Below are 21,504 nucleotides of genomic sequence, written 5' to 3'. Positions count from 1 at the left end.
TTATATTATTTGAAAAGAGGTAGGAAATGGATAGATTAGAAAAAGCTCAAACTGTTGAAGATTTAATCGAAATTATAAATCTTGAGGCTATTAAGCAGTTACCTAAAGCAACCGAACATTTTATTTCCGATTTACATGGTGAATTCGAAGCCTTTGATCATTTGCTACGGAACTGCTCAGGTGTTATTTCAATTAAGGTCGATGACCTTTTTCATGATACTCTAACTAAAGATGAAAGGTTAGAATTGTGTTTCAATATTTATTACCCAGAAGACTTGATATTAAATGCCAAAAAAACAAAAGATGAATGGATGACACTCCTAGATCAATTAGTTCAAATTACGCGCCATGTTTCTAGTAAGTATACCCGTTCCAAGGTAAGAAAAGCTCTACCAAAATCCTATGCCTATATTCTAGAAGAACTTATTTATCAATATGACGAAAAAGATAATAAGTCACGCTACTACCACACTATTTTTAACACCGTTATTGACCTCAATCTTGCTGACCACTTTGCCATGGCTTTAGCTCAGTTAATTCAACGTTTTGTGGTTGACCACCTCCATGTATTAGGAGACATCTACGATCGAGGACCAAATCCGGATAAAATCGTAGACCGCCTAATGGAAATTCCTTCGCTTGATATTCAATTAGGTAACCATGATATTATCTGGATTGGTGCCTATTCAGGATCATTAGCTTGTTTGACCAATGTTATCCGTATCCAGCTGCGCTATGGTCATAGTCAACTCTTGAAAGATTATGGAATTGACTTAAGTCGCTTAGCCAAATATGGCCATCGCTATTACCAAGACAATCCAGCCTTTCACCCTCGCGGAGATAATTCCGAATTAAGCCAAGAGGAAATTGATGAAATCACACTCATGCATCAAGCTATTTCGATTATGCAATTCAAAGTGGAAAGTCAAATTATCCAACGGCGTCCTGAATTCAATATGGAAGAAAGACTCTTACTGGATAAATTATCCGCTGACCGTCAAAGTGTCGTGGTTGAGGGCGTTGAATACCCAATTAAGAACGGTTGCTTCCAAAGGGTCGATTCTGCAGAACCCTTTGAACTGACTTTAGGCGAGGAATTAGTACTCTTAGACTTATTGCATCAATTCCAAAATTCTGAAAAGTTACAACGTCATATTAACTTTTTAGTCTCAAAGGGAACCATGTATAAGTGCTACAATGGCAACTTACTTTTCCACGGCTGTATCCCCACTCATCAAGACGGGGAATTTATGAAAGTCACCCTAGATGGTAAAGAATATAGTGGACGCAGTTTGATGGAAAAGTTTGGCGAATCGATTACACGAACTTTTCTAGATAAGAACTCTATGGATGATTTTGATACCGATTTAGTATGGTATTTATGGTGTGGTCCTGTTTCTACACTCTTTGGTAAACATGCCATGAAAACATTTGAACGTTACTTCCTTGAAGATAAAACAACCCATAAAGAAATTCAAAATCCATATTATGAGTTAAGGAATGATGAAGATTTTTGCCTAAAAATGCTGGCAGAGTTTGATTTAGAACCGACCGGCTATATTATTAACGGACACACACCTGTTAAAGCCGTTGCAGGTGAAAAACCGGTTAAAGCCAATGGAAAAATGTTAGTCATCGATGGTGGCTTGGCAAAACCTTATCAAAAAGTAACCGGCATTGCCGGCTATACCCTAGTAGATAATTCATTTGAAATTTATATCTGTGCTCACCAGCCATTTACAAGCAGAGAAGATGCTATTGCCTCACGCTTTGATATCCTACCAAAGAAATATGTAGTGACTGAAAAACCAAAACGTTATTATGTTGCCGATACTGATATTGGATTAAGCTTGACTCGGCAAGCTAATGAATTAAAGAAGAACTTACCTACATATCGCTCGGATATCTTTGAACAATAAAATAGTTTCTCATTTAAATGTAGAGAGGAGACCCTCAAAAGAACGTTTTAAACGCTAACTTTTGGGAGTCTCCTCATGTTTATTTTAAATGAAAAAAATTTTCCTAACACAAAAAAAGAAAGCCTACAGAATAGGCTTTCTGAGTCTTTTCTAACGTCCACGTTCTCTGATACGTGCTGCTTTTCCAGACAATGAACGGATGTAGTATAACTTAGCACGACGTACTCTACCTTTACGTGTTACTTCTAATTTAGCGACACGTGGTGAATGTACAGGGAATGTACGTTCAACACCTACTCCATTAGAAATTTTACGAACAGTATATGTTTCACTGATTCCAACACCACGACGCTTAATTACTAAGCCTTCAAAGATTTGAATACGCTCACGTTCACCTTCAACGATCAGGGCATGAACACGAACATTATCTCCAGGACGGAAATCAGGAACATCATCACGTAATTGAGTTTGGGTAATTTTATCGATTAAATTACTCATTTTCATTTCTCCTTCCAACAAATATTCTTAAATAGTCTTTCTATTTAGCGGAATATCGTTAATTCGGGTCAATAGACCACTTAAACAATTATACAAGAAATAAAACACTTGTAAAGGCTCAATTGCTTAATTTTGAGCCAAATTTTTAAATTCTTCTAGCCACTGCTCTTCTTGCTTACTTAAGCTACGTTTTTTTAACATATCGGGTCTTCTTTCAACTGTTTTTCTCAAACTTTCTTTTTGACGCCATTGGTCAATTCGCTCATGATGACCACTCAATAAAACCTCTGGCACTTCCATTCCGCGAAAATTTTGCGGTCTTGTATATTGAGGGTATTCTAACAAATGATCTTGAAAAGACTCACTAACAATGGATTCAGCATTCCCGACAACTTCCGGTATTAACCTTACTGTCGCATCAATCATCACCATAGTCGGTAACTCCCCGTTGGTTAAAACATAATCACCTAAGGAAACTTCTTGAGAGACATAAGAACGAATCCGTTCATCAAAGCCTTCATAATGGCCGCAAATAAAAACCAACTCATCTTTTGTCGACCACTCTTGCGCCATAGTTTGCGTAAAGGGTTCGCCAGTAGGATCCACCAAGATAATCGGTGTCTTTGAATCTAAGTCGAGACTTTCTAAACATTCCACTATCGGTTCAGGACGCAACAACATACCTGCTCCACCACCATAGGGATAATCATCGACATGACCGTGCTTATTAACGGCAAATTGGCGAAAATCAAGGGTGGAAAACTCAAGAATCCCCTTATCTTGAGCAGCCTTCATTAATGACTCCTGCATAGGGGCAAACATTTGCGGAAAAAGCGTTAATACTTTAACCTTCATCAACAAGTCCCTCCATTAACTCCACCGTTACTTTTCCTTGAGCTAAATCCACTTCTTTAACAACGTCATCAATAAAAGGAAGTAAGATATCTTTTTGCTTTGCTTTTTCAGCTTTAACCACCCAAACATCATTAGAACCTAAGGCCATGATTTCTTTAATCTTTCCTAATTTTTCACCTTGATTTGTATATACACTTAAACCAATAATTTGGTGGTGATAATAAGCCCCTTCTTCTAGTTCTTGCTGGTCATCAGCAGGAATAGCTAAAGTTAGCCCTTTAAAGCTTTCAACTTGATTAATATTACTAAACTCTTTGAATTTCACAAGATAAGAACCCTTATGTTCTTGGAAGGATTCAACAGTCACTTGCTGGATACTTTTTCCGTCTTTCATTACAAATAAACGATTCTCTTTAGCAAAACGTTCCTCTATGAAGTCGGTGTCCATCAATAATTTTAATTGCCCTTTAATACCAAAGGTATTGACAATCCTTGCAACTTGATAATATTCCATATGTGTTCCTCCTGTAAATTCATTTGTAAGTTAAGGGTATAAAAAGTTGTGTTCTTTGTCTAAAGTTTTGAGTACGAGTTTACTCAGGGCACATACAAAAAGACACTAACTTAAGTTAGACTCAGTTTAGTGCCTTAAGATGGAATAAATAATAAGTTACCCTATTATTTTACTCTTCTTCATTATCATTGAGGTCATCAGCAATGACGATACGTGAGCGTTTTTGATCACGTAGACGAACACTGTAAACAATTGTTCGAATTGCTCGAATGACACGGCCTTTTCTACCAATAATTCGTCCTACATCATCAGGATGTAAGATTAAATGATACTCCATAAATTCTTCAGTATCATGAAGTTCAATTTGAAACTCCTCTGGGTGGTCTATTAAAGGTTCCACAATAGTTTGAATTAAACGTTCAATTTTTTCTGTCATTGAGAGCACATCCTTATCTTTTGACGCTATTGATTAGGCTATTTGCTTAATTTAGATTCGTGGAATTTTTGCATAATTCCTTGACTGGATAAAAGGTTACGAACGGTATCTGAGGGTTGTGCCCCATTTGCTAACCATTCTAAAGCCTTCTCTTCATCAATTACTAATTCTCTTGGTTCTGAAACAGGATTGTAAGTACCGATTTTTTCGATAATACGACCGTCACGTGGAGAACGTGCATCTGCTACCACGATACGGTAGAAAGGACGCTTCTTAGCTCCTGAACGCTTTAAACGAATTTTAACTGCCATGTATTTCACCTCCATAAGTTCTATCACAGTTATGAATAATAACAGAAAAAAAACAATCTGTAAAGGGTTTTTCCTTTACAGACTAAAAATTTATTTACGCTTGCGTTTTTTCTTCAACAGACGGGCAATTTTCTTTTGTTCTTGCTCTTTTTGAATCTGCTCTGGCGATTGTATTTTACCCAAAGAAGGTATGCCCATATTTGGCATTCCACCCTTTTGTCCTCCTTGTTGCAATTGATTCATCATTTTGTTCATGCCCCCCATTTTACCATTGGACATTTGACTCATCATTTCACGCGATTGGTTGAATTGCTTAATTAATTGATTAACTTGTTGTAAGGATTGACCACAGCCAGCCGCAATCCTGCGTCGACGACTTTGGGAAATGACATCTGGATTGGTTCTTTCATAAGGAGTCATGGATTGAACCACTGCTTTGACTCGATTCATCTCTTTATCATCGATATTAAAATCTTCCAGACCAGGAATTTTATTCATACCAGGGATCATCTTAAGTAGGTCTTTAATAGGCCCCATTTTACGAACTTGATCCATTTGATCAATAAAATCATTAAAATCAAAGGAAGCATCTTTAATTTTATCAGCCATCTTAGCTGCTTGTTCTTCATCAAAATCTTGTTGAGCCTTCTCAATAAGGGTCATCATATCGCCCATACCGAGAATTCGTCCTGCCATACGATCCGGATGGAAAGGCTCAAGTGCACTTAATTGCTCACCTTGCCCGGTATATTTTATCGGTTTGTCGATAATGGCACGAATAGAAAGCGCGGCTCCTCCTCGTGTATCACCATCTAATTTGGTAATAACAACACCGGTAATATCTAGCGAGTCGTTAAAGGCCGCTGCTACGTTTACAGCATCTTGACCGGTCATAGCATCGACGGTTAAGAGGATTTCATCGGGCTGAACAGCTGCTTTAATCTGACGCAGCTCTTCCATTAATTCTTCATTTACGTGAAGACGACCCGCCGTATCGATTAAGACCACTTCGTTACCATTTAAACGCGCCTGTTGAAGAGCTTCTCTAGCAATCTCGACCGGATTTGCTTGCGTTCCTTGACTGAAAACATCAAAACCAAGTTGTCGACCAATCGTTTGGAGTTGGTCAATGGCTGCTGGACGATAAACATCCCCAGCAACTAGCAAGGGTTTCTTTAAACCTTGCTCTTTTAAATGTTTCGCCAATTTACCCACCGTAGTTGTTTTACCAGCCCCTTGCAAACCAGCCATCATAATTACGGTTGGTGGTTGTTTAGAGATATTAATCGGGGTATGCTCGCCCCCCATTAATTCGGTTAATTCTTCATTAACAATTTTAACCACTTGTTGAGCCGGTGACAGTGAGTCTAGGACTTCTGATCCGAGGGCTCTCTCATTTACTTTCTTTACAAAAGTCTTCACTACCTTGAAGTTAACGTCCGCTTCCAGTAAAGCAAGTCGGATCTCACGCATCATTTGTTTAAGGTCGGCTTCGGTAATTTTTTCCCCTTTACCGACAAATGAAATGGAATTCTGTAATCGTTCGGATAATGCTTCAAATGCCATAATATTGCTCCTTTTTAGCTTTCTAATTGAATTAAATAGTCAATTTTTTCTAATATGTCATCTTGATCTGCCACCATTGAGCGAATTTCTTTTAAATGTTTCAGTCGGTCATTGCTTTTGGCTAAAATACGTAACTTTTCCTCATAGCTTTCTAATAATTTTTCTGAACGTTTTAGAATATCATGCACAGCCTGGCGACTAATCTCATAATAGTCTGCGATCTCCGATAATGATAAATCTTCTTCGTAATAAGATTGCATCATGGATAATTGACGATCCGTTAGGAGAGAACCATAGTAGGAAAGTAATTGATTGAGATAGATTGTTTTTTCAAGTGACATCTTAAGCTCCCCTATTGATTAATAACTAGCTAGAATAAGTAACAGTCTTTAAAAAAAATACTTAACATTCAATCACGACTTTTAAATAAATTTACTCCTCCTATTTTAGCATGATTTCAGCCGTCTCACAAATCGATAAGTGAAAAGCTGGGATTAAAGAAAAGATGTCTTCTATAAGTTGCTTTGGCTTTCTAAAACTTAGATAATGTCTTTCTTAAAATTATTTCTTTACTAGATGTTCCATGTTCAAAGGCCTTATAAAAACGGCTCGCCGCTTGATTCTCTGCCTGGATTAAAAAGTACTGATTTATTTCTTCTTGTAAGCAAATATTCTCAAATGCTTTAAATAATGACTGAGCCACTCCCCTGTGTCGATAGTCTGGCAGTGTATAGACCCAATTGACATAGGCCATCCTATAAGAATCTTGAATGCAAAGATAAGAATGAAACTCCAACCTACCCACAATCTGATGGTCCTTATAAGCTAATAAAGAGCGACTTAGTTCGTTGGGTTGATTGGAAACCACTTTAATTATCGCTTCTTCATCTATATCATCCGTTGTCATCCTATCCGGTTCTATTGCCAATGCTTTGTTCAAATAAATGATAAACTCTTCTACGTTTTCTTTTGAAAGTTCTTTGATTTCCATTTTTCTCCCCTTAATCTATAAATATACTATGCTGAATCATCTCTCTATTTTATTAAAAACTATCTGTCCTTAAGACTGTTGTCCATAAACTAGATTCAATCAAGACTTCATCTGATAGCTTAAGCTTAACAGAATAGTCTTTGTTAAACAGTAAAAATAAAGATAAAATAAAAAGAATAGAGCAAAAAACGAACTCCATTCTTTAAGAATCCATTTATTCAACTATTCAGTCTGTTTTAAGAAGTACACCGAAGATCAACGCCTACTTAAATTAGCCAAAGTAAAATAACTCTTCAAATTTTTTATCTAAAGCAATGCAAATAATAAGCGCTAATCTTGCGGATGGGTTAAATTGTCCTTTTTCGATAGCACTAATAGTTTGTCGAGAAGCCCCCACTAATTTGGCTAATTCTTCCTGAGTCAAACTTTTCTCTGCTCTAGCAACTTTTAAGCGATTTAGTAAAACTAATTCTTCTTTTTTTCCCATATTTAAAAAACTCCGTAACTACTTAATAATGAGGCAAAGCCTAATATAATAGCTAATATAGCTATGATCCCACTTACCAAATAGAGCTTTTTATCTGGCATTTTAGAATACTGATAAAATGAAGCCGCAGCTACTTGAGCCATTAAGATTATCATAATGTCTATGGCTGATTCATTAAAGATAACCCTCAAAACAATAAGAAGTAACATTACAACCGATACTCCTACCCACCCAATTTGAAAAGCTTTCGTATTAATGGCTTCGTCCCTTTCGTCTTTTTGTGCTCGCTGTGCTTTTTTTAAAACATCCTCTTTTTCCATAGTTTGCTCCTCCTTTAACTATTATCTAAATAATAACATTCCAAAAGAGATATGTAAAGTATTGTTGTCACCATGTAAAGTTTAATTGCTTTTGTGTTTGCACATTCCTGTCTTTTATGTGGTAGATTGCAAAATTCTATCCATATCGCCTAGTATTCTAACCATAACCCTATAGCCTTAGTAGGGCTTTCAAACAAAAACAAAAGAACAGAGTTAGAACTAGCTCTATCCTTAACGGTCAATTGATTCAGTTGTTCAGTTGATTTTAAGAATTAGATCGAAGATCACTCAGAAATTAAAATGGGTATTGAATTTGATCAAGGTGACTACTTTTAATCATTAGTTCTTTATACAAACGATAAGCCAAAATTTCGCCTAAATAAGCAAAGGCTGAAGACAAAGGCATTACAACAAGGATAGCGTTAAGAGGTAAGATGAGTATGAAAAGACTCATCATTTTTCAGTTAATATGGACTAGACAGTTCGCAAGTCGAGGGAAATAGATTATTCCTATTAAGACAGGTCATAACATTTTCTTAACTAAATGTTCTGGGGCTTGTAGAAATAATGTGATATCAAGTGCTGCGAACACTCACTTTTGCAATGAACCTACTCTCTCCCCACAGAAAAATTCCCCCTCATCCGTTTAGGATGAAGGGGGATTTCTTATACAGTCGAGACGATCTATTAAAATTTATCATGGAGTTTAAGGATATCTAACAACATTTCATCCCTATATTTTAATAAGGATTCCCGATCATTTCCAATTTCTTTTGGTCTGTTTTTAAGCGATTCTGCGACCATTTTCGGAATTTTCTCCTTGGCTTCTTCGGGAATTTCAGTCCATGTAGCAAGGTCTTCTAACCAGCTTTCTAACGATGGACCGATATGTTTGAGGACAGCTTCAATTCCACCTTCTCCTCCGCCTAGTTCAAAGACAAGACCCGGTCCCATAATTCCCCAACGAATGCCTGGTCCAAAGGTAACTGCCTTATCAGCATCTTCCATCGATACTGCACCGTCTAAGACCATCGAGATAAGCTCTCTAAAAACAGCCGCTTGAATTCTGTTAGAAACAAAACCTTTTAATTCTTTATTCAAAACAATCGGTTCTTTATTAGAAGATTCAAAGATTTCTTTGGCTATTTTAATTGCTTCATCACTTGATTTTTCACCTTTAGCTAGTTCAATTAAAGGAATCAAATGAGGTGGATTATATGGGTGGGCACCAATGATTCGTTCGGGCTTTTCAGCATACTTTGCTATTTCACTGATCAATAAGCCTGAAGTTGAAGAACCCATTACCGCTTCGTCAGGTGCATATTTTTCAAACTCTTTAATAAATTCTTGTTTTATTTCATATTTTTCTGGTAAGCACTCTTGAACATAGTAAACATCTTCTAAAGCTTCTTCAATATTTCCTGTGTATGAAATTCTACTTAAAATAGAATCTTTTTCTTCTGATGTAAAAACATTTTGAGTAACTAGGGTATTTAAAGCATTATCAATATATTTTTTTACTTTTTCTTCTTCTTCTTCCCATTTGTTATAAGAAACTACATTATATCCTCCAATAGCAAAAACAATGGGGAAAGAACTACCTATCACACCACCAGCAATAACGGTAATCTTTTTATCCATATAAAACGCTCCTTTAAATACAAAAACCAACCCTATAACTGATTTCATTAACTAGTTATAAACAAGACTATGTTCCATATCGTTTTAACGAACAACCCCATTGAATGTCATTAGTTATCTCCTATACTTTTCTTGAAGCCCCCTTCCTAAAGCAATTCATTAAAGCAACGAACTGTCAATCTATACACATTCAATTTATTGGTCTTCGTTAACAAATTTATCTTAGAATAAAAATAGAACTTTTTCAAGAATTCTGAATTCGTTGTTTTTTAATATCATACCATTTAAAACACCCAGTCTTTTAAGGGTGATTTGAAAGCATTTTTACTGTCAATTACAATCCATATAAACTATCTTTATTTTTAATGACCATTTAAATTATAAGGAGGCACTCTGTTGAAGATCAAAAAGGTTAAAAAAATCTATTGTATCCATTTTTCCTTCTTATTCATCCACTTGTATCCTACTTCAAGAGAACATTAACATACTCATCGTTTTTCGACTATGTGATAGGTAGTGGAGTAATTTTTTAACTATTATATGGACCCACAATGGCTAATTGTTGACCTGGCTTGATTTTTAGAGTCACTCCGTTAATGATCGAATAATCTTTGTAACTAAAGTGGACATCTTCTAATTCGATCGGACTTGATAAATATGTCTTGTCTTTTAGATGATCTTCTGTTTTTTGTTCCAAAATATGAACAATTTTGCTTAGAGAACCTTTCATTCTTGAATAATCTGAAATCTGTTCGAAAAATGCCCCGATTAGGTTTAATAATTGAAGTTTTTAACTAATTAATGGAATTCTTATTTCATCCGTTTTTTATTTTTTAATTAGGTTAAAAAGACGATATTGCTATCTCTTTAGCTTTGTCTGTGAATTTGTTTATTCTACAAATAGGGATTTGTTAAAGAATTTTATCTCTCTCCTAAATTAAACATTATTTTCTAAAAATGGTTGAACCAGATCCATCCACTCTAGAGGAAGATATGCCGATAGGTAGCCATGACTATAACCTTTGGCTTCATATAGAGTACAATTAGGATGCATTTTTCGAAATAGCTTCGCTGATTCCTTGACACAGCGCATTTCTTTTTCACCATAAATATATAAAACCTGTGCTTTACTATCTATAATAGACCTTTTTAGCTTATATCCTCCCATATATGTTTGGTACATTGTGATTAATGTTTTCATGGGAAGTCTTGGCATATCTACCATATAATAGTTTTCTAGTTCTGCTGGGTAAGCCATATTTGGATACATTTTTTTCATTAAACTAAGTTGAACTTTACTAGCTAATTTACTAAACATAAGTTTACCAAAAAGTTTTACAATTATCGTACTAACTCTTGCTAATTTTGGCTGAGGAATGCAAAGACTTCCATCTATGATTGCTTTCTGTGCTATTTCATTGTCTAATGATAATAACTCCATAACAATTTGCCCACCCAAAGAAACACCACCTACAGCATACAATTCTCCATCACAATTATTTCTTATATAATCCATAATTTGCTGTGCAGAATTTTCAGTCGAGATATAATCTTTCTGATATTCTTCTCCATGACCATCAAGTGTTGGTAAAATGACATGGTAGTTTTCGGATAACATACGCGCTTGGCGAAGATAATTCCACCAAGAATTACCTCCACCATGCACCAATAATATATGTGGACACTTTCGATCGCCAAATTCATGAAATTTCATATTTCAGTACCCTCTTTACTTCTATTTTGTAGGAAGTATATCATTTAGATTTTAAACTAAATCTTAATAAATTAGTAGAAACTTTCACCTTATTTTCTCCTTCTACCGTTTTAATTAATATAATTTTATAAGTGTGTCAGCCAATCGATAGAATATAAAATTCCTTCTTGTATTAGCCAAGTAAACACAAAAGTAGAAACAGCTTTTGTTGGGATAAAAATTAAAATAAACTTTTTAAAAGACAAAGAAGTCAGCCCAGCAATCATACATAGAATATCATCAGGCGCGGCTGGTAAGAAGAATAATGTTCCTAATATCCAAGCAAAACGATTAACATTTGATGTCCAAGCCATATATCTCTTATAACACTTTTCCGAAATAAAGCAGAGTATAAAAAATTTTCCGTACTTACGTGCCAGAAAGAAAGCAATAATCGATCCAATGGTAATCCCTATATAATTATAAATAAAACCAATTAAAGTTCCAAAGACAAAATTTCCTGCTACTGAAGTCATCCCACCTGGTATGATGGGAATAACTACTTGAAAAATTTGTACTCCAATGAAGAAGAGCGGCCCCCAAAAACCTAATTGACGGAGGTGAACGGTAAACATTCCACCTTTATTTTCAGGCTTAAAATACGTGCCACAAGAAATAAAATAAATAATAATCATTGAAAGAATTAAACCGACAAGGGTTATTATCTGAACTATTTTCCGATACTTTTTTACCCGTGAGCGTAAATCTAACTCTAGCATAAATAATAAACCCCATTTCATCTATAATTATTATATGATCCAACTGATTACTTAAACCTAGTATAGAGTCCTAATGTGATAAGAAAGTGATAATGTTTGTATTCGCTTAAATTATTTAGGGAGATTTGAATTTAATTAAAAGACTTAAAATTAATTAAAATAGGTTAATTTCTCAATTTCTACGGAAAACTTTTCTTCTTTAAACCTTTATTATTCCAGTTTTTTTACCCTCTTCTTAGACAAAATAAAAGATGTGCTAGAAAACCATGCGGATGTCTAGCACATCTTTATAATGTTAAACTTAGATCGTTCTAATTAAATCAATAATGGGTCTATCTAAAATTCTTTTTAATGAGAGGTAATAGATAAGTATATTAATTAGATAGATAACCAAAGAAAATCCTAAAAATAGTAAATAGTAATAGTTATTAATCAGAACCCCCAGACTTAGAGTGGAGGATAACAATGAAATACTAATCATAACGCCAAGCGTCACAAAAATTGAAAGCATAAACGATTTTATTTGTTCGAAGAAAAATTCCTTTAGATAGAGTTTTTTTAATTCTTTTGAATCCATTCCACAAGAATAAAGCATGCCAATTTCTTTTTTCCTATTCATTAAACTCATATTAATGGATGAATAGCCATTGGTTAAATTTAAGATAAATATAATCAAACCTATCGCCACAATAATTTTTATTAAGGAGTTTAGACTTTGAACTCGATTTTTTTTGACTTCTTCTCCTGAGATTATCTCGTATTGGTCATCATAAGCTACCTGCTGATTAATCTTCGCTTCAATATAATGCTTCACATCATTCACTTCTGCTTCAGCGACATTTATTTTTAATTTATAGGGATAGCGAGCGACTTCCGAATTAGCATCCTCCATCAAGCGATGATAATTAGCAAAATCAGTATAAAGCTTAACTTGAAAGGGTAGCGTCCGCGACTCATACATACCAGGATCATTAATGGTAGTAGCGATTTTAATTTTTGACCGATAGTTTTCACCAATGAATATATCCATTTTTTCAACATTTTTGAAATAAGGGATTTTTTTTGCCTTGGCAATTGGTGTTTGAGGATCCTCTTGAACCCGATTGTCTAAAATGAATTGCCCCTTCTCTCCTCCCATCTTTTTTAAATCTTTTTCTTCTAAAGCAATCAAGAAGCCTTCAAGATAATCTGAGTCCATTTTTTCTAGTTCTTGTTTTAGTTTTTTGCCTAAACCAACTTCCTCTGCCTGGTTGGATAAGGCTAAATTATTTTCAATAGATAAGTACTTCGCTTTCGAAATATACCCTTTATTATGCGGTATTTCTTTTAAGATATCTTTTAAGACTACAGGAATTTCATTATCTTTACTATAATAATCAACGATAATATTATACCCTTCATCAAAGTAGCCAAAATTAGTATAATAACGCGAAATTGACACAACCAAAAGGAATAAAGAAATGATTATAATACCTATAGCTGAAATATATGTCTGCGATTTTATACTTGCTAGGTTATTCAATCTTAGCTCTTGCCAAAGATTATCAGCTTTTTTTTTACTTGTTTTACCCAAGCTAATATTACCCTTTATTCCGTCAATAATACTGATTTGAGTGATTTTTCTTGTTGGAGTTATGACTGCAAATAAGACCACTGAAAAAGTAATCAATAAGATGACCAGACTTAAAAGAGGATTAATTTGGATTAATTCTATTTTTGTCACTTCTTGTGCTTTTTGAATATTAATAAATAAATCAGATAAGATTGCAAATCCCAGGAAATGCCCAATTAAAATTGGGATGATAGATAGCCAAATAGCTTCCTTCACTAACAGCTTATATATTTGTAAATTGGTAGTTCCAATCGACTTATACACTGAAAGCTCTTTTATTTTTCTAAGTCCCCATACCCAGAATATATTTTTGATGAAAAAGATAAATAGAGCTAAACAGACAATTAAGGAAAAAATGATCATAGCTTTTGACATAAATTGTTGTATCGGATCATTTTCAACCCCGAAATATGCAATCAGTCTTTCATTAAACTCTAAATCTAGAGTGCGATCTAATGTTTGACTCATTTGTTCTTGTAGAGTCTCTCTATTTTTATAAGCCTCTTCAAAAGAATCAAATTTAATTGAAGCTTGCAGTGGTTGATCACTAATGGCATAGGTCAATGCATGGGTAATTTTACTATATTTATTATAGACATCTTCATAAACACCTACGATTTCATACTCTTTAGTATTTATTACATTAAATGTTTCTTCATTAGTTACCGTACTTAACGGACCTACTTCTTTTTGATTAACCACTCGACTACCCAGTTTAATTGATAGTCTATTCCCTAATTTAAGCTGATGCTTATCAATAAAGGATTTGGAAAGGACTATTTGTGAATCATTTTCAGGAAAGTGTCCTTCAATCATCTCTGAATAGCTTCGCATTTGATTGATTGATTCATCTTGATAATTGATAGCTAAAATATCCTTTTCATATAAGCCTGAATCTGGTTGAACTGATGTTCCACCAGCTAATTTTACTGTTTCTATCGATTGAAGTTGCTTAATTTCTTGACTGTTTAATTCTTGTTTAATCACAGCATCGGCGTAATTCTGAGCCATAGTAGACTTATAATGAATTAAGAGATTGTTGTAGCCATAATAGATGACCACCGAAAAAAATAGACTCACAATAAACAGCGAAATAAAAATAGGGAAATTTCTTTTATTCATTGCGCTCATCCCCCTCAATTTTACCATCGACAACTGTAATCACTCTATTGGTTTGAAGAGCGATTTCCTCATCATGGGTAATGACTATGATCGTTTGTTTTAAACTTTTGTTAAAGAATTTTAAAATATCGATAATCTCTTGCGAATTTTTACGGTCTAAATTACCTGTTGGTTCATCTGCAAGTATAATCGAAGGTTTATAAATTAAGCTTCTAGCAATAGCCACTCTTTGTTGCTGGCCACCTGAGAGCTCACTAGGGAAACTGTCTAACTTATTTTCAATCCCCAATTTTTGAACTATATCCTTAACCCCCCCTTGTCAATTGCTTTTCCGTCTAATTTTAAGGGGAGTTCTATATTATGTCTGACTGAAATATTGGGTATGAGATTATAAAACTGATAGATTAAACCAACTTTTCTCCGTCTGAACAAGGCTAATTCTTTCGCGCTGTAATTAGCGATATCATTTCCCTCTATATAAACTTTGCCCTCACTTGGAAAATCGACGCCACCCACAATATGGAGTAAAGTAGACTTGCCTGAACCACTAGGACCAACTATCGCCACAAATTCTCCTTTGTCAATGGTTAGATTGACCCCTTTTAAAGCTTGAACAAGATTATCTCCATTTCCGTATTCTTTTTTCAAGTTTTCTACTTTTAAGATCTCCATAATAGCCTCCTATTAGTTAGTAAATTAATAATAGTCTGGCAATGTGATAATTAGGTGACATTATAGAATTTAATTTCAAATTTTGCCCCATTCTCAACATTTGAGACATTTATTTCTCCTTTATTCTTTTCAACGATACTCTTAGCCATGGCCAATCCAATTCCAAACCCATTGGAATCAGGGGTCTTATAAAATCTTCTAAAGATTTTTTTCAAGTTCTCTCTAGCTATCCCACCGCCATTATCTTGAATAGTAAGCGAGGTAAATAAAGGATTTCTCCTTGAATCAATCTTTATATGATTACATAGGGGACGATTATAGGCATTTTTTAAAATATTCGTCACGGCTTCAGCCAGCCAGTAAAAATCACCCTCTATAAAGAGAGTTTCGAGAGAATCACTCACTTCAAAATGAACATTCCTTCTAAAATCAACTGTTTCTGAAGCATATTCCACTAATTCTGCTAAATTTATGGTCTCTTTTTTCATGGGGTCTTCTTTTGCATCAAGACTCGAAAGCTTTAATAAAATATCTGAAAGTGTATTCAGTCTTAACAATTGTCTTTTTAAAATTAAAAGTTCCGACTTACTGGCTTCTTGGACTTCTATGGTTTCCAAAGAAAACTGCATACTTGTTATAGGTGTTTTAATTTGATGGGCAATATCTTCAAGGTATTCTATCTGCCTTTGAGCGTTATCGACAGTCTGTTCCCGAGCTTCCACCAAAGCAATAAATAATTTGTATAGACCATCTTCTAACATCGAAAAATCATCTTGCTTCATAGGCATGGTATAATTTTTTTTGTTCATATTTTCGATTAATTGAAGCAATTCATTGATTCTTTGCTTCTTTCTATATTCAAGCCAATAATATAAGCCTAGTAGACTGAAAATCCAAAGTATATATATCATTTAATCCATCCTATATCCTATGCCTCTAATTGTAGTAATTACATCCTTATCAAGCTTTTCTCTGATTCTCTTAATGGTCGATGTCAATGTATTGTCATTAACGTATTTATCCCTATCCTCCCAAAACATTTGCATCAGATGACTTCTTGTATAAACCCTATGTGGATTTTTCAAAAACAATAGAAGAATCTCGTATTCAAGCGCTGTTAGATTAACGGACTGGTGATGATAATGAACTTGCGATCTTGTAAGGTCAATTTCAATGTCTTTGTATGCTAAAGTTTTATTTTCCGTCAAAGGAATCGTTCTTAAAACGGCATCCAGTCTTGCCCGAAGTATCGCTAAAGAAAAAGGCTTAATCAAGTAATCATCCGCCCCACTATCTAGCGATCGTATAATAAAATCCTCATCATTCTTCACACTTGTAATAATGACACGAATATCTTTAACTTTTAACTGTTCAATTAAATGATGCCCCTCTTTGTCTGGTAAGTTGATATCTAATAAAGCAACATCATAAGTAATATTTATTTTTTCTAAAGCTTCATAATAGGAATGAGCGATGTCTGCAAGATAATCATGGCTCAGTATATAATTTTGAATTTGATTTGCTATTTCTATATTGTCTTCAATAATCAAGACTTTATTCACTGCTAAATCCCCCCATCTTTTCATAAATAATTATACAAATTATAAATCATAAAGACACCCTATCTTTTTAGAATGAAATAACCCTCAAAAATTAGATTTGGATCTAACTTTTGAGGGAATTATAAGATAGAAATCCTTTCAATTCTCAACATAATCTGCTCCTTCAGTTATTTAAGTATATCTTTAGTAAAATTATAGAAGTAACTAACTTTTTGAATATTTGTATGAAGTGTGTTCAACTCTAATTAAATCGAAGGTTTAATATCATTTATAAAAAATCTCCAATCGTAATCGTATATAGAGGAAGTAGGTACAATTTATCAATTAAATATATTATGATCTTCTTATAATAACTGCATTCCTAATTACAAATAATCGTGGAAAAGAAGATATTAATAGAAATTCTTACGACAGTGAAACACAATTCCTTTTTAAAATAAATTAAAATCAGGAGGTTGATGACAAAGACCCACGTATCTCGACAAAAATAACGTCCTGCGGTTGCTTCCCTGGCATTTTAGCTGAACGGTACAATGCAAGGAATCAATAGTATCAACACAATCGATTGCTCATCAAAAATGCGTGGATATGATGAGCTAAGAGATGAAATACTGGTCTAACAATTACCATTTTATGGTATAGGTTGTACAATTAATTTGACTCTATCTATGGTAACTCATAGACAAAGAATTAACATTAAAACAATTACTAGATAAAATAATAACTTTAGGAAAGGAATTACTAAATATGGTTGAGTTAACTTATGGAATATTAGAATATACTAAAGCATATAATATTGAAGATTCTAGTAAAATTTATCGCATTATAGAAAGATAGGACAATTCCTTTATCCTTATCAATCAATTTGGAGAAATCTTTATAGCAGACAACAACGATTCAAATGAAGAATATGATGTTGACGATTATATTCGAATTGCTGTAAAAGAAAAAAGGTATATTTAAAAAAATTATGCAAAAGGTCTTCTTAAATAAATAGAGCTATTAGCTCTATCAAAAAAACTTTTCTTATAACTCTGATGAACAATTACTCGTTGCAAACGTTGATAAAATTTTCCCTTTAATTTCTGCAGATCAAAAATTTACTCTCTCTTAAGTTGAGAGATATTTATTAACTTTTAATTGTATGGCAGAAGATATTAGATTAACCCTTTCAAAAAAAAGATTTTATTGAAAAATCTAAAACGATTAAATCTTAACTATTAGAAAAATTCCCCAATATCAAGATTTATGAATCTTCTGTTTTTATAAATAATAAGATAAATGTCATTTTCATTTTTTATTTTTTATTTTCTTCAGATAAAACTGTCGTATCTAATTCATTATGACCTGTCAGTCTACATAAAGCATTGATCTGTCTTTGCATCTTTTTTGTTGTTTTTTGTTATCTGATAAATCTAATATTCCTAAAATCAGACTTACATAAAATAAGCCTACTAATATATATGGAAAAGCTATACATTACCTCCAAAATAATTTATTTATATGAATTTTATAATAAGAATTTTAATTTTCAATTAGAATTTGTATCATATGAGTAATCGTTAAAAAGGCAGTAATTCCGATTGGTTAAAAAAAGCTTGATCTGAATTTATTTTTACAGAGATATCGTAATTAAGATAATTATCTTGCTTAAAATTATCGATAACTTCTTTTTCGAATATAGACATTGATGATTTTGATAACAAAAATAGGAGGGTAATTCCTTCCTAGACTTTTTTAAGTTTGACTTATAGAAGTGAGAAAAAATCAACTTTAAATGATCCATAAATTAGTAAAGCTAAACAATCGAGAAATCCCTAACCAAAAAAATTTTAAATACTAACACCGCAAATGATAAATTCGAAAGTATAAATTCATTTCTCTATTTCTTGATTAATGGCAATATTTCATCATTCAGCTAAGTCAGTCACTCATTTTAGATTTTTAACTATTAAATCGGATTACCTGTTTATATGATCATACAAACACTTTTGTAACTCATCGCTAATAAGACTTAAATGATCTAATTCAATATATATAGCCATACAAAATGAACGAAAAGCTGACCATTGGTAATATTCTTTATTATTTTTTCGGGGGAACTTTTCTCGGTTAATCCACACTTTTAATTTATCCTCGTGTAAAATGTTATGAACAAATAATTCTTTAATAATATAGACTAGACGGTACTCTTCATCATCTGCCGGCTTTATTTCTATCTTTCTAAAGTAGTTCATAATCGCTCTCCAGATAGCTTCCAGATTCTTTTTATTAAATAAGGGGTGTTTAACGATTGCAACCATTAGATCTGCAGCATGTGCAAAGGTGTGAACCCACCCAAAACGATCAGAATATCCCGAAAAATCCAATTCTTTATAAAAGTAAGTCAAAGTATCATTTTCAATTTTTTTAAACGCTTCTTCGTCTAAAAGTTTATAGTATATTGAGCCTTTTTCATTGTCGTATGTAACAATTAAGGAGAGAAGTAATAAGGAAAAAGAGCGTTTTAAAGTAGCTTCCCCTTTTTTATCAATTTCAAATAAAATAAAATCTTTCTCTAACAATTGGTCAATCATATACCTAACTTGATCTATTGAAAATAATTCTTTTGCCATTCCTCTGACAAAAGTCCTATAGATTAATTTATCTCTACTTTCTGAGTTAGGATGACCTCTATTATTAATTAACCATTTTATTTCATCCAAATTATAGTTTTGTGAATTAAACTTCATCTTCTCTAATAACTGTTCTTTCATTACTGAGCTCCTTTTATAAGCTATACTCCTTATATTTTGTAGAGGTAAAGTTTAAATGAATTAGATTTTATAAAGACATACTAAATTTTTAGAAGGAAACAATCTCAATTCTCAAAACTTATGTATTCTACCCCAGGTAAATGTAACTCTTTAACACGGCTTCCCATTTTATAAATAAATAACTTCATCAAATAGGTTTAAGTAATCAGGATTCGTATTATGACTGACTAATATGATTGTTTTATCTAATTGCACTAATTTTTTAGTGAGATCGATTTCGAGTTCAGAATTCATCGCGGAAAATGGTTCATCCATTAATAAAATAGGCATTTGAGAAAGTATAGCTCTTTGCAATTTGATCATTTGTTTCTGACCACCGCTAAGTTGACTACAATTATCACTCTTTAAAATTTTATTTTTGTGCTTTTCAGGTAAACTAATTTCTTCTTTTATTGTAAAACTATCAAATAGTGTGACATTATTAGCATAATTATCTGAAAAAACATTAGAAAATTGACTATTATAAAAATGATTTCTCTTAATTGACGATAAGACAATTCTTTATTATCAATCAATATTTTTCCGTCCAAAGGTTGGAGATTACCAAATAGTATATTGAGTCAAGTGGACTTTCCTTTTCCACTCTCTCCAACTATTAAATACTTCATGTCTTTTTTAAATTTCATGTCTTAAAAAAAGCGAATGGATTCATTCATTTCCAATCGCCATGTGTTTTATTATGTTTTTACCTTGCTTATCAAGTAGGGCTTCTTATCCTATCCATCTTTCCTTTCTGATTTTTGGTACAAAGAAGACGATAGATTTTAATTTCTATCGTCCTTTTACGATAATTACCCTACTTGAGTTTATATGTTTTTATCTATCAACTTTTGATTTGCTGCTAATAACTCTTCATAATAATCATTATATGCTGGACTAAACTTTTTCATCAAAGGAATAGCTTTTTCATAATAACCTGAATCTTGCATATGCTTCTTCATTTTTTCTTGAATACGATATATTGGGTTATTTAGATAAACACTACTTTCCTTAAAAGACTGATATCTTTCTAACATTTCTTTGTTTTCCTCTAACCATTCGTCTGCATTATAAATAGCCTTTGTTTTTTCCTCATTTACCTCTTCAATGTCTGTTAGTGAAATGGTTTTTGATGCTTGGTCTATTGCTATCTTCTCATCTTCATCTAACTCAAAGTCAGGCATAGTATCTAAAAATTCAATATAGTCTTCATAATATTTTATCTTATCCTCTTTCAACGTATCTGTTAAAAAAGCTTTGTATGATAAAAAGAAAATTTGACCAATATATCCAGGAAATGCTCTTACTAACTTAGAATAAATCGATTCCTGTTGATCGATTAAAATCAATTGTTCTTTTACAGTGTTTATATCTAATCCCTCAAGGAGTAGTTTCAATATTTCAACTCTTTTATTATCTAATTGTGATTTTATTTCTCTATCTCGAATGATAGTGGCTAACGATGACTTATTGGGTTCTTGTAAAATACCTTCAATTTCCTCTATTGAGCAACCTAATTTTCGATAAATAGATATTTTCTTCAGAATATCAACCTCTTCATCAGTGTAAATCCTGTAATTATTCGACTCTCTTTCTGGACTAATAAATCCTTTTTCTTCATAATATTCTATGGCTTTACGTGTTAGACCTGTTTTTTCTCTCACTTCATTCATCAACATAGTACATACCTCCTTTTAAATCAAATATATCAGCCCCCCTAAGGGACAGGTC

Annotated in this window: 21 protein-coding genes and 1 pseudogene; 1 reads left to right on the top strand and 21 read right to left on the bottom strand. The window is 33.1% G+C overall.

Going from position 1 to position 21,504, the window contains the following annotated elements:
- Positions 1–26 precede the first annotated feature (26 nt).
- Positions 27–1,919, top strand: coding sequence for a fructose-1,6-bisphosphatase (locus tag ACQV2G_RS00970; RefSeq protein WP_428875445.1), 1,893 nt, complete (start codon positions 27–29; stop codon positions 1,917–1,919).
- A gap of 150 nt (positions 1,920–2,069) precedes the next feature.
- Here ACQV2G_RS00970 and rplS read toward each other — a convergent pair whose 3' ends face one another.
- The 21 genes and pseudogenes from rplS to ACQV2G_RS00865 form a co-directional block, all read right to left on the bottom strand.
- Entirely contained in the window at positions 2,070–2,417 is a 348-nt protein-coding gene (gene rplS / locus ACQV2G_RS00965; protein ID WP_428873918.1) for a 50S ribosomal protein L19, read from the bottom strand.
- Positions 2,418–2,543: 126 nt separating this feature from the next.
- Positions 2,544–3,272: a tRNA (guanosine(37)-N1)-methyltransferase TrmD gene (gene trmD / locus ACQV2G_RS00960; protein ID WP_428873917.1), complete on the bottom strand. Its 729-nt coding sequence runs from the start codon at positions 3,270–3,272 to the stop codon at positions 2,544–2,546.
- Positions 3,262–3,786 carry a ribosome maturation factor RimM gene (gene rimM, locus ACQV2G_RS00955; RefSeq protein ID WP_428873916.1) on the bottom strand — a complete coding sequence of 175 codons (525 nt, stop codon included), beginning with the start codon at positions 3,784–3,786 and terminating at the stop codon, positions 3,262–3,264. The genes trmD and rimM overlap by 11 nt, the downstream gene beginning before the upstream one ends.
- A gap of 169 nt (positions 3,787–3,955) precedes the next feature.
- Positions 3,956–4,222 carry a KH domain-containing protein gene (locus ACQV2G_RS00950; RefSeq protein ID WP_428873915.1) on the bottom strand — a complete coding sequence of 89 codons (267 nt, stop codon included), beginning with the start codon at positions 4,220–4,222 and terminating at the stop codon, positions 3,956–3,958.
- A gap of 38 nt (positions 4,223–4,260) precedes the next feature.
- Positions 4,261–4,533 (bottom strand): 30S ribosomal protein S16, encoded by a 273-nt coding sequence (gene rpsP / locus ACQV2G_RS00945; RefSeq protein WP_428873914.1) that lies wholly within the window; start codon positions 4,531–4,533, stop codon positions 4,261–4,263.
- 90 nt (positions 4,534–4,623) lie between these two features.
- Positions 4,624–6,099 carry a signal recognition particle protein gene (ffh, locus tag ACQV2G_RS00940; RefSeq protein ID WP_428873913.1) on the bottom strand — a complete coding sequence of 492 codons (1,476 nt, stop codon included), beginning with the start codon at positions 6,097–6,099 and terminating at the stop codon, positions 4,624–4,626.
- A gap of 14 nt (positions 6,100–6,113) precedes the next feature.
- Positions 6,114–6,440 (bottom strand): YlxM family DNA-binding protein, encoded by a 327-nt coding sequence (ylxM, locus tag ACQV2G_RS00935; RefSeq protein ID WP_428873912.1) that lies wholly within the window; start codon positions 6,438–6,440, stop codon positions 6,114–6,116.
- A 191-nt stretch (positions 6,441–6,631) separates the two neighbouring features.
- On the bottom strand, positions 6,632–7,090 hold the full coding sequence (locus ACQV2G_RS00930) for an N-acetyltransferase family protein (protein ID WP_428875823.1): 459 nt from the start codon (positions 7,088–7,090) through the stop codon (positions 6,632–6,634).
- Between the two features lie 271 nt (positions 7,091–7,361).
- Positions 7,362–7,577: a helix-turn-helix transcriptional regulator gene (locus tag ACQV2G_RS00925; protein WP_428873910.1), complete on the bottom strand. Its 216-nt coding sequence runs from the start codon at positions 7,575–7,577 to the stop codon at positions 7,362–7,364.
- Between the two features lie 2 nt (positions 7,578–7,579).
- A complete protein-coding gene (locus tag ACQV2G_RS00920; protein ID WP_428873909.1) occupies positions 7,580–7,897 on the bottom strand; it encodes a DUF6442 family protein in 318 nt (105 codons plus the stop codon).
- A 687-nt stretch (positions 7,898–8,584) separates the two neighbouring features.
- Positions 8,585–9,538 (bottom strand): 3-hydroxyacyl-CoA dehydrogenase NAD-binding domain-containing protein, encoded by a 954-nt coding sequence (locus ACQV2G_RS00915; RefSeq protein WP_428875820.1) that lies wholly within the window; start codon positions 9,536–9,538, stop codon positions 8,585–8,587.
- Positions 9,539–10,067: 529 nt separating this feature from the next.
- On the bottom strand, positions 10,068–10,235 hold the full coding sequence (locus tag ACQV2G_RS00910) for a hypothetical protein (RefSeq protein WP_428874703.1): 168 nt from the start codon (positions 10,233–10,235) through the stop codon (positions 10,068–10,070).
- Positions 10,236–10,475: 240 nt separating this feature from the next.
- Positions 10,476–11,252 carry an alpha/beta fold hydrolase gene (locus tag ACQV2G_RS00905; protein ID WP_428875819.1) on the bottom strand — a complete coding sequence of 259 codons (777 nt, stop codon included), beginning with the start codon at positions 11,250–11,252 and terminating at the stop codon, positions 10,476–10,478.
- A 125-nt stretch (positions 11,253–11,377) separates the two neighbouring features.
- Positions 11,378–12,010: a TVP38/TMEM64 family protein gene (locus ACQV2G_RS00900; protein ID WP_428875818.1), complete on the bottom strand. Its 633-nt coding sequence runs from the start codon at positions 12,008–12,010 to the stop codon at positions 11,378–11,380.
- 301 nt (positions 12,011–12,311) lie between these two features.
- Positions 12,312–14,744: an FtsX-like permease family protein gene (locus ACQV2G_RS00895; RefSeq protein WP_428875817.1), complete on the bottom strand. Its 2,433-nt coding sequence runs from the start codon at positions 14,742–14,744 to the stop codon at positions 12,312–12,314.
- Positions 14,737–15,416 (bottom strand): annotated as a pseudogene (locus ACQV2G_RS00890) (ABC transporter ATP-binding protein). Before ACQV2G_RS00890 ends, ACQV2G_RS00895 begins: the two are co-directional and overlap by 8 nt.
- A 50-nt stretch (positions 15,417–15,466) precedes the next feature.
- A complete protein-coding gene (locus tag ACQV2G_RS00885; RefSeq protein WP_428875816.1) occupies positions 15,467–16,327 on the bottom strand; it encodes a sensor histidine kinase in 861 nt (286 codons plus the stop codon).
- Positions 16,328–16,978 (bottom strand): response regulator transcription factor, encoded by a 651-nt coding sequence (locus ACQV2G_RS00880; protein ID WP_428874698.1) that lies wholly within the window; start codon positions 16,976–16,978, stop codon positions 16,328–16,330.
- Positions 16,979–18,939: 1,961 nt separating this feature from the next.
- Entirely contained in the window at positions 18,940–19,734 is a 795-nt protein-coding gene (locus tag ACQV2G_RS00875) for a DUF2785 domain-containing protein (RefSeq protein ID WP_428875815.1), read from the bottom strand.
- 168 nt (positions 19,735–19,902) lie between these two features.
- On the bottom strand, positions 19,903–20,175 hold the full coding sequence (locus ACQV2G_RS00870; protein WP_428875831.1) for an ATP-binding cassette domain-containing protein: 273 nt from the start codon (positions 20,173–20,175) through the stop codon (positions 19,903–19,905).
- A 425-nt stretch (positions 20,176–20,600) separates the two neighbouring features.
- Positions 20,601–21,452 carry a MerR family transcriptional regulator gene (locus tag ACQV2G_RS00865; protein ID WP_428873773.1) on the bottom strand — a complete coding sequence of 284 codons (852 nt, stop codon included), beginning with the start codon at positions 21,450–21,452 and terminating at the stop codon, positions 20,601–20,603.
- Between the last annotated feature and the right edge of the window lie 52 nt (positions 21,453–21,504).

The sequence above is a fragment of the Facklamia sp. P12955 genome, assembly GCF_050409565.1.
In the GTDB taxonomy this organism is placed as follows: domain Bacteria; phylum Bacillota; class Bacilli; order Lactobacillales; family Aerococcaceae; genus Facklamia.
The sequence above is the reverse complement of the archived record's forward strand: the minus strand, read 5'-3'. Positions and strand labels throughout refer to the sequence as shown.

What these genes read in the sequence shown, in the direction of transcription:
- ACQV2G_RS00900 (WP_428875818.1), bottom strand. Translation starts at nt 12,010, where the DNA reads ATGCTAGAGTTAGATTTACGCTCACGGGTAAAAAAGTATCGGAAAATA.
- ACQV2G_RS00970 (WP_428875445.1), top strand. Translation starts at nt 27, where the DNA reads ATGGATAGATTAGAAAAAGCTCAAACTGTTGAAGATTTAATCGAAATT.
- ACQV2G_RS00915 (WP_428875820.1), bottom strand. Translation starts at nt 9,538, where the DNA reads ATGGATAAAAAGATTACCGTTATTGCTGGTGGTGTGATAGGTAGTTCT.
- ACQV2G_RS00920 (WP_428873909.1), bottom strand. Translation starts at nt 7,897, where the DNA reads ATGGAAAAAGAGGATGTTTTAAAAAAAGCACAGCGAGCACAAAAAGAC.
- ACQV2G_RS00895 (WP_428875817.1), bottom strand. Translation starts at nt 14,744, where the DNA reads ATGAATAAAAGAAATTTCCCTATTTTTATTTCGCTGTTTATTGTGAGT.
- ACQV2G_RS00905 (WP_428875819.1), bottom strand. Translation starts at nt 11,252, where the DNA reads ATGAAATTTCATGAATTTGGCGATCGAAAGTGTCCACATATATTATTG.
- ffh (WP_428873913.1), bottom strand. Translation starts at nt 6,099, where the DNA reads ATGGCATTTGAAGCATTATCCGAACGATTACAGAATTCCATTTCATTT.
- trmD (WP_428873917.1), bottom strand. Translation starts at nt 3,272, where the DNA reads ATGAAGGTTAAAGTATTAACGCTTTTTCCGCAAATGTTTGCCCCTATG.
- ACQV2G_RS00950 (WP_428873915.1), bottom strand. Translation starts at nt 4,222, where the DNA reads ATGACAGAAAAAATTGAACGTTTAATTCAAACTATTGTGGAACCTTTA.
- ACQV2G_RS00865 (WP_428873773.1), bottom strand. Translation starts at nt 21,452, where the DNA reads ATGTTGATGAATGAAGTGAGAGAAAAAACAGGTCTAACACGTAAAGCC.
- rimM (WP_428873916.1), bottom strand. Translation starts at nt 3,786, where the DNA reads ATGGAATATTATCAAGTTGCAAGGATTGTCAATACCTTTGGTATTAAA.
- ACQV2G_RS00925 (WP_428873910.1), bottom strand. Translation starts at nt 7,577, where the DNA reads ATGGGAAAAAAAGAAGAATTAGTTTTACTAAATCGCTTAAAAGTTGCT.
- ACQV2G_RS00885 (WP_428875816.1), bottom strand. Translation starts at nt 16,327, where the DNA reads ATGATATATATACTTTGGATTTTCAGTCTACTAGGCTTATATTATTGG.
- rpsP (WP_428873914.1), bottom strand. Translation starts at nt 4,533, where the DNA reads ATGGCAGTTAAAATTCGTTTAAAGCGTTCAGGAGCTAAGAAGCGTCCT.
- ACQV2G_RS00875 (WP_428875815.1), bottom strand. Translation starts at nt 19,734, where the DNA reads ATGAAAGAACAGTTATTAGAGAAGATGAAGTTTAATTCACAAAACTAT.
- ACQV2G_RS00930 (WP_428875823.1), bottom strand. Translation starts at nt 7,090, where the DNA reads ATGGAAATCAAAGAACTTTCAAAAGAAAACGTAGAAGAGTTTATCATT.
- ylxM (WP_428873912.1), bottom strand. Translation starts at nt 6,440, where the DNA reads ATGTCACTTGAAAAAACAATCTATCTCAATCAATTACTTTCCTACTAT.
- rplS (WP_428873918.1), bottom strand. Translation starts at nt 2,417, where the DNA reads ATGAGTAATTTAATCGATAAAATTACCCAAACTCAATTACGTGATGAT.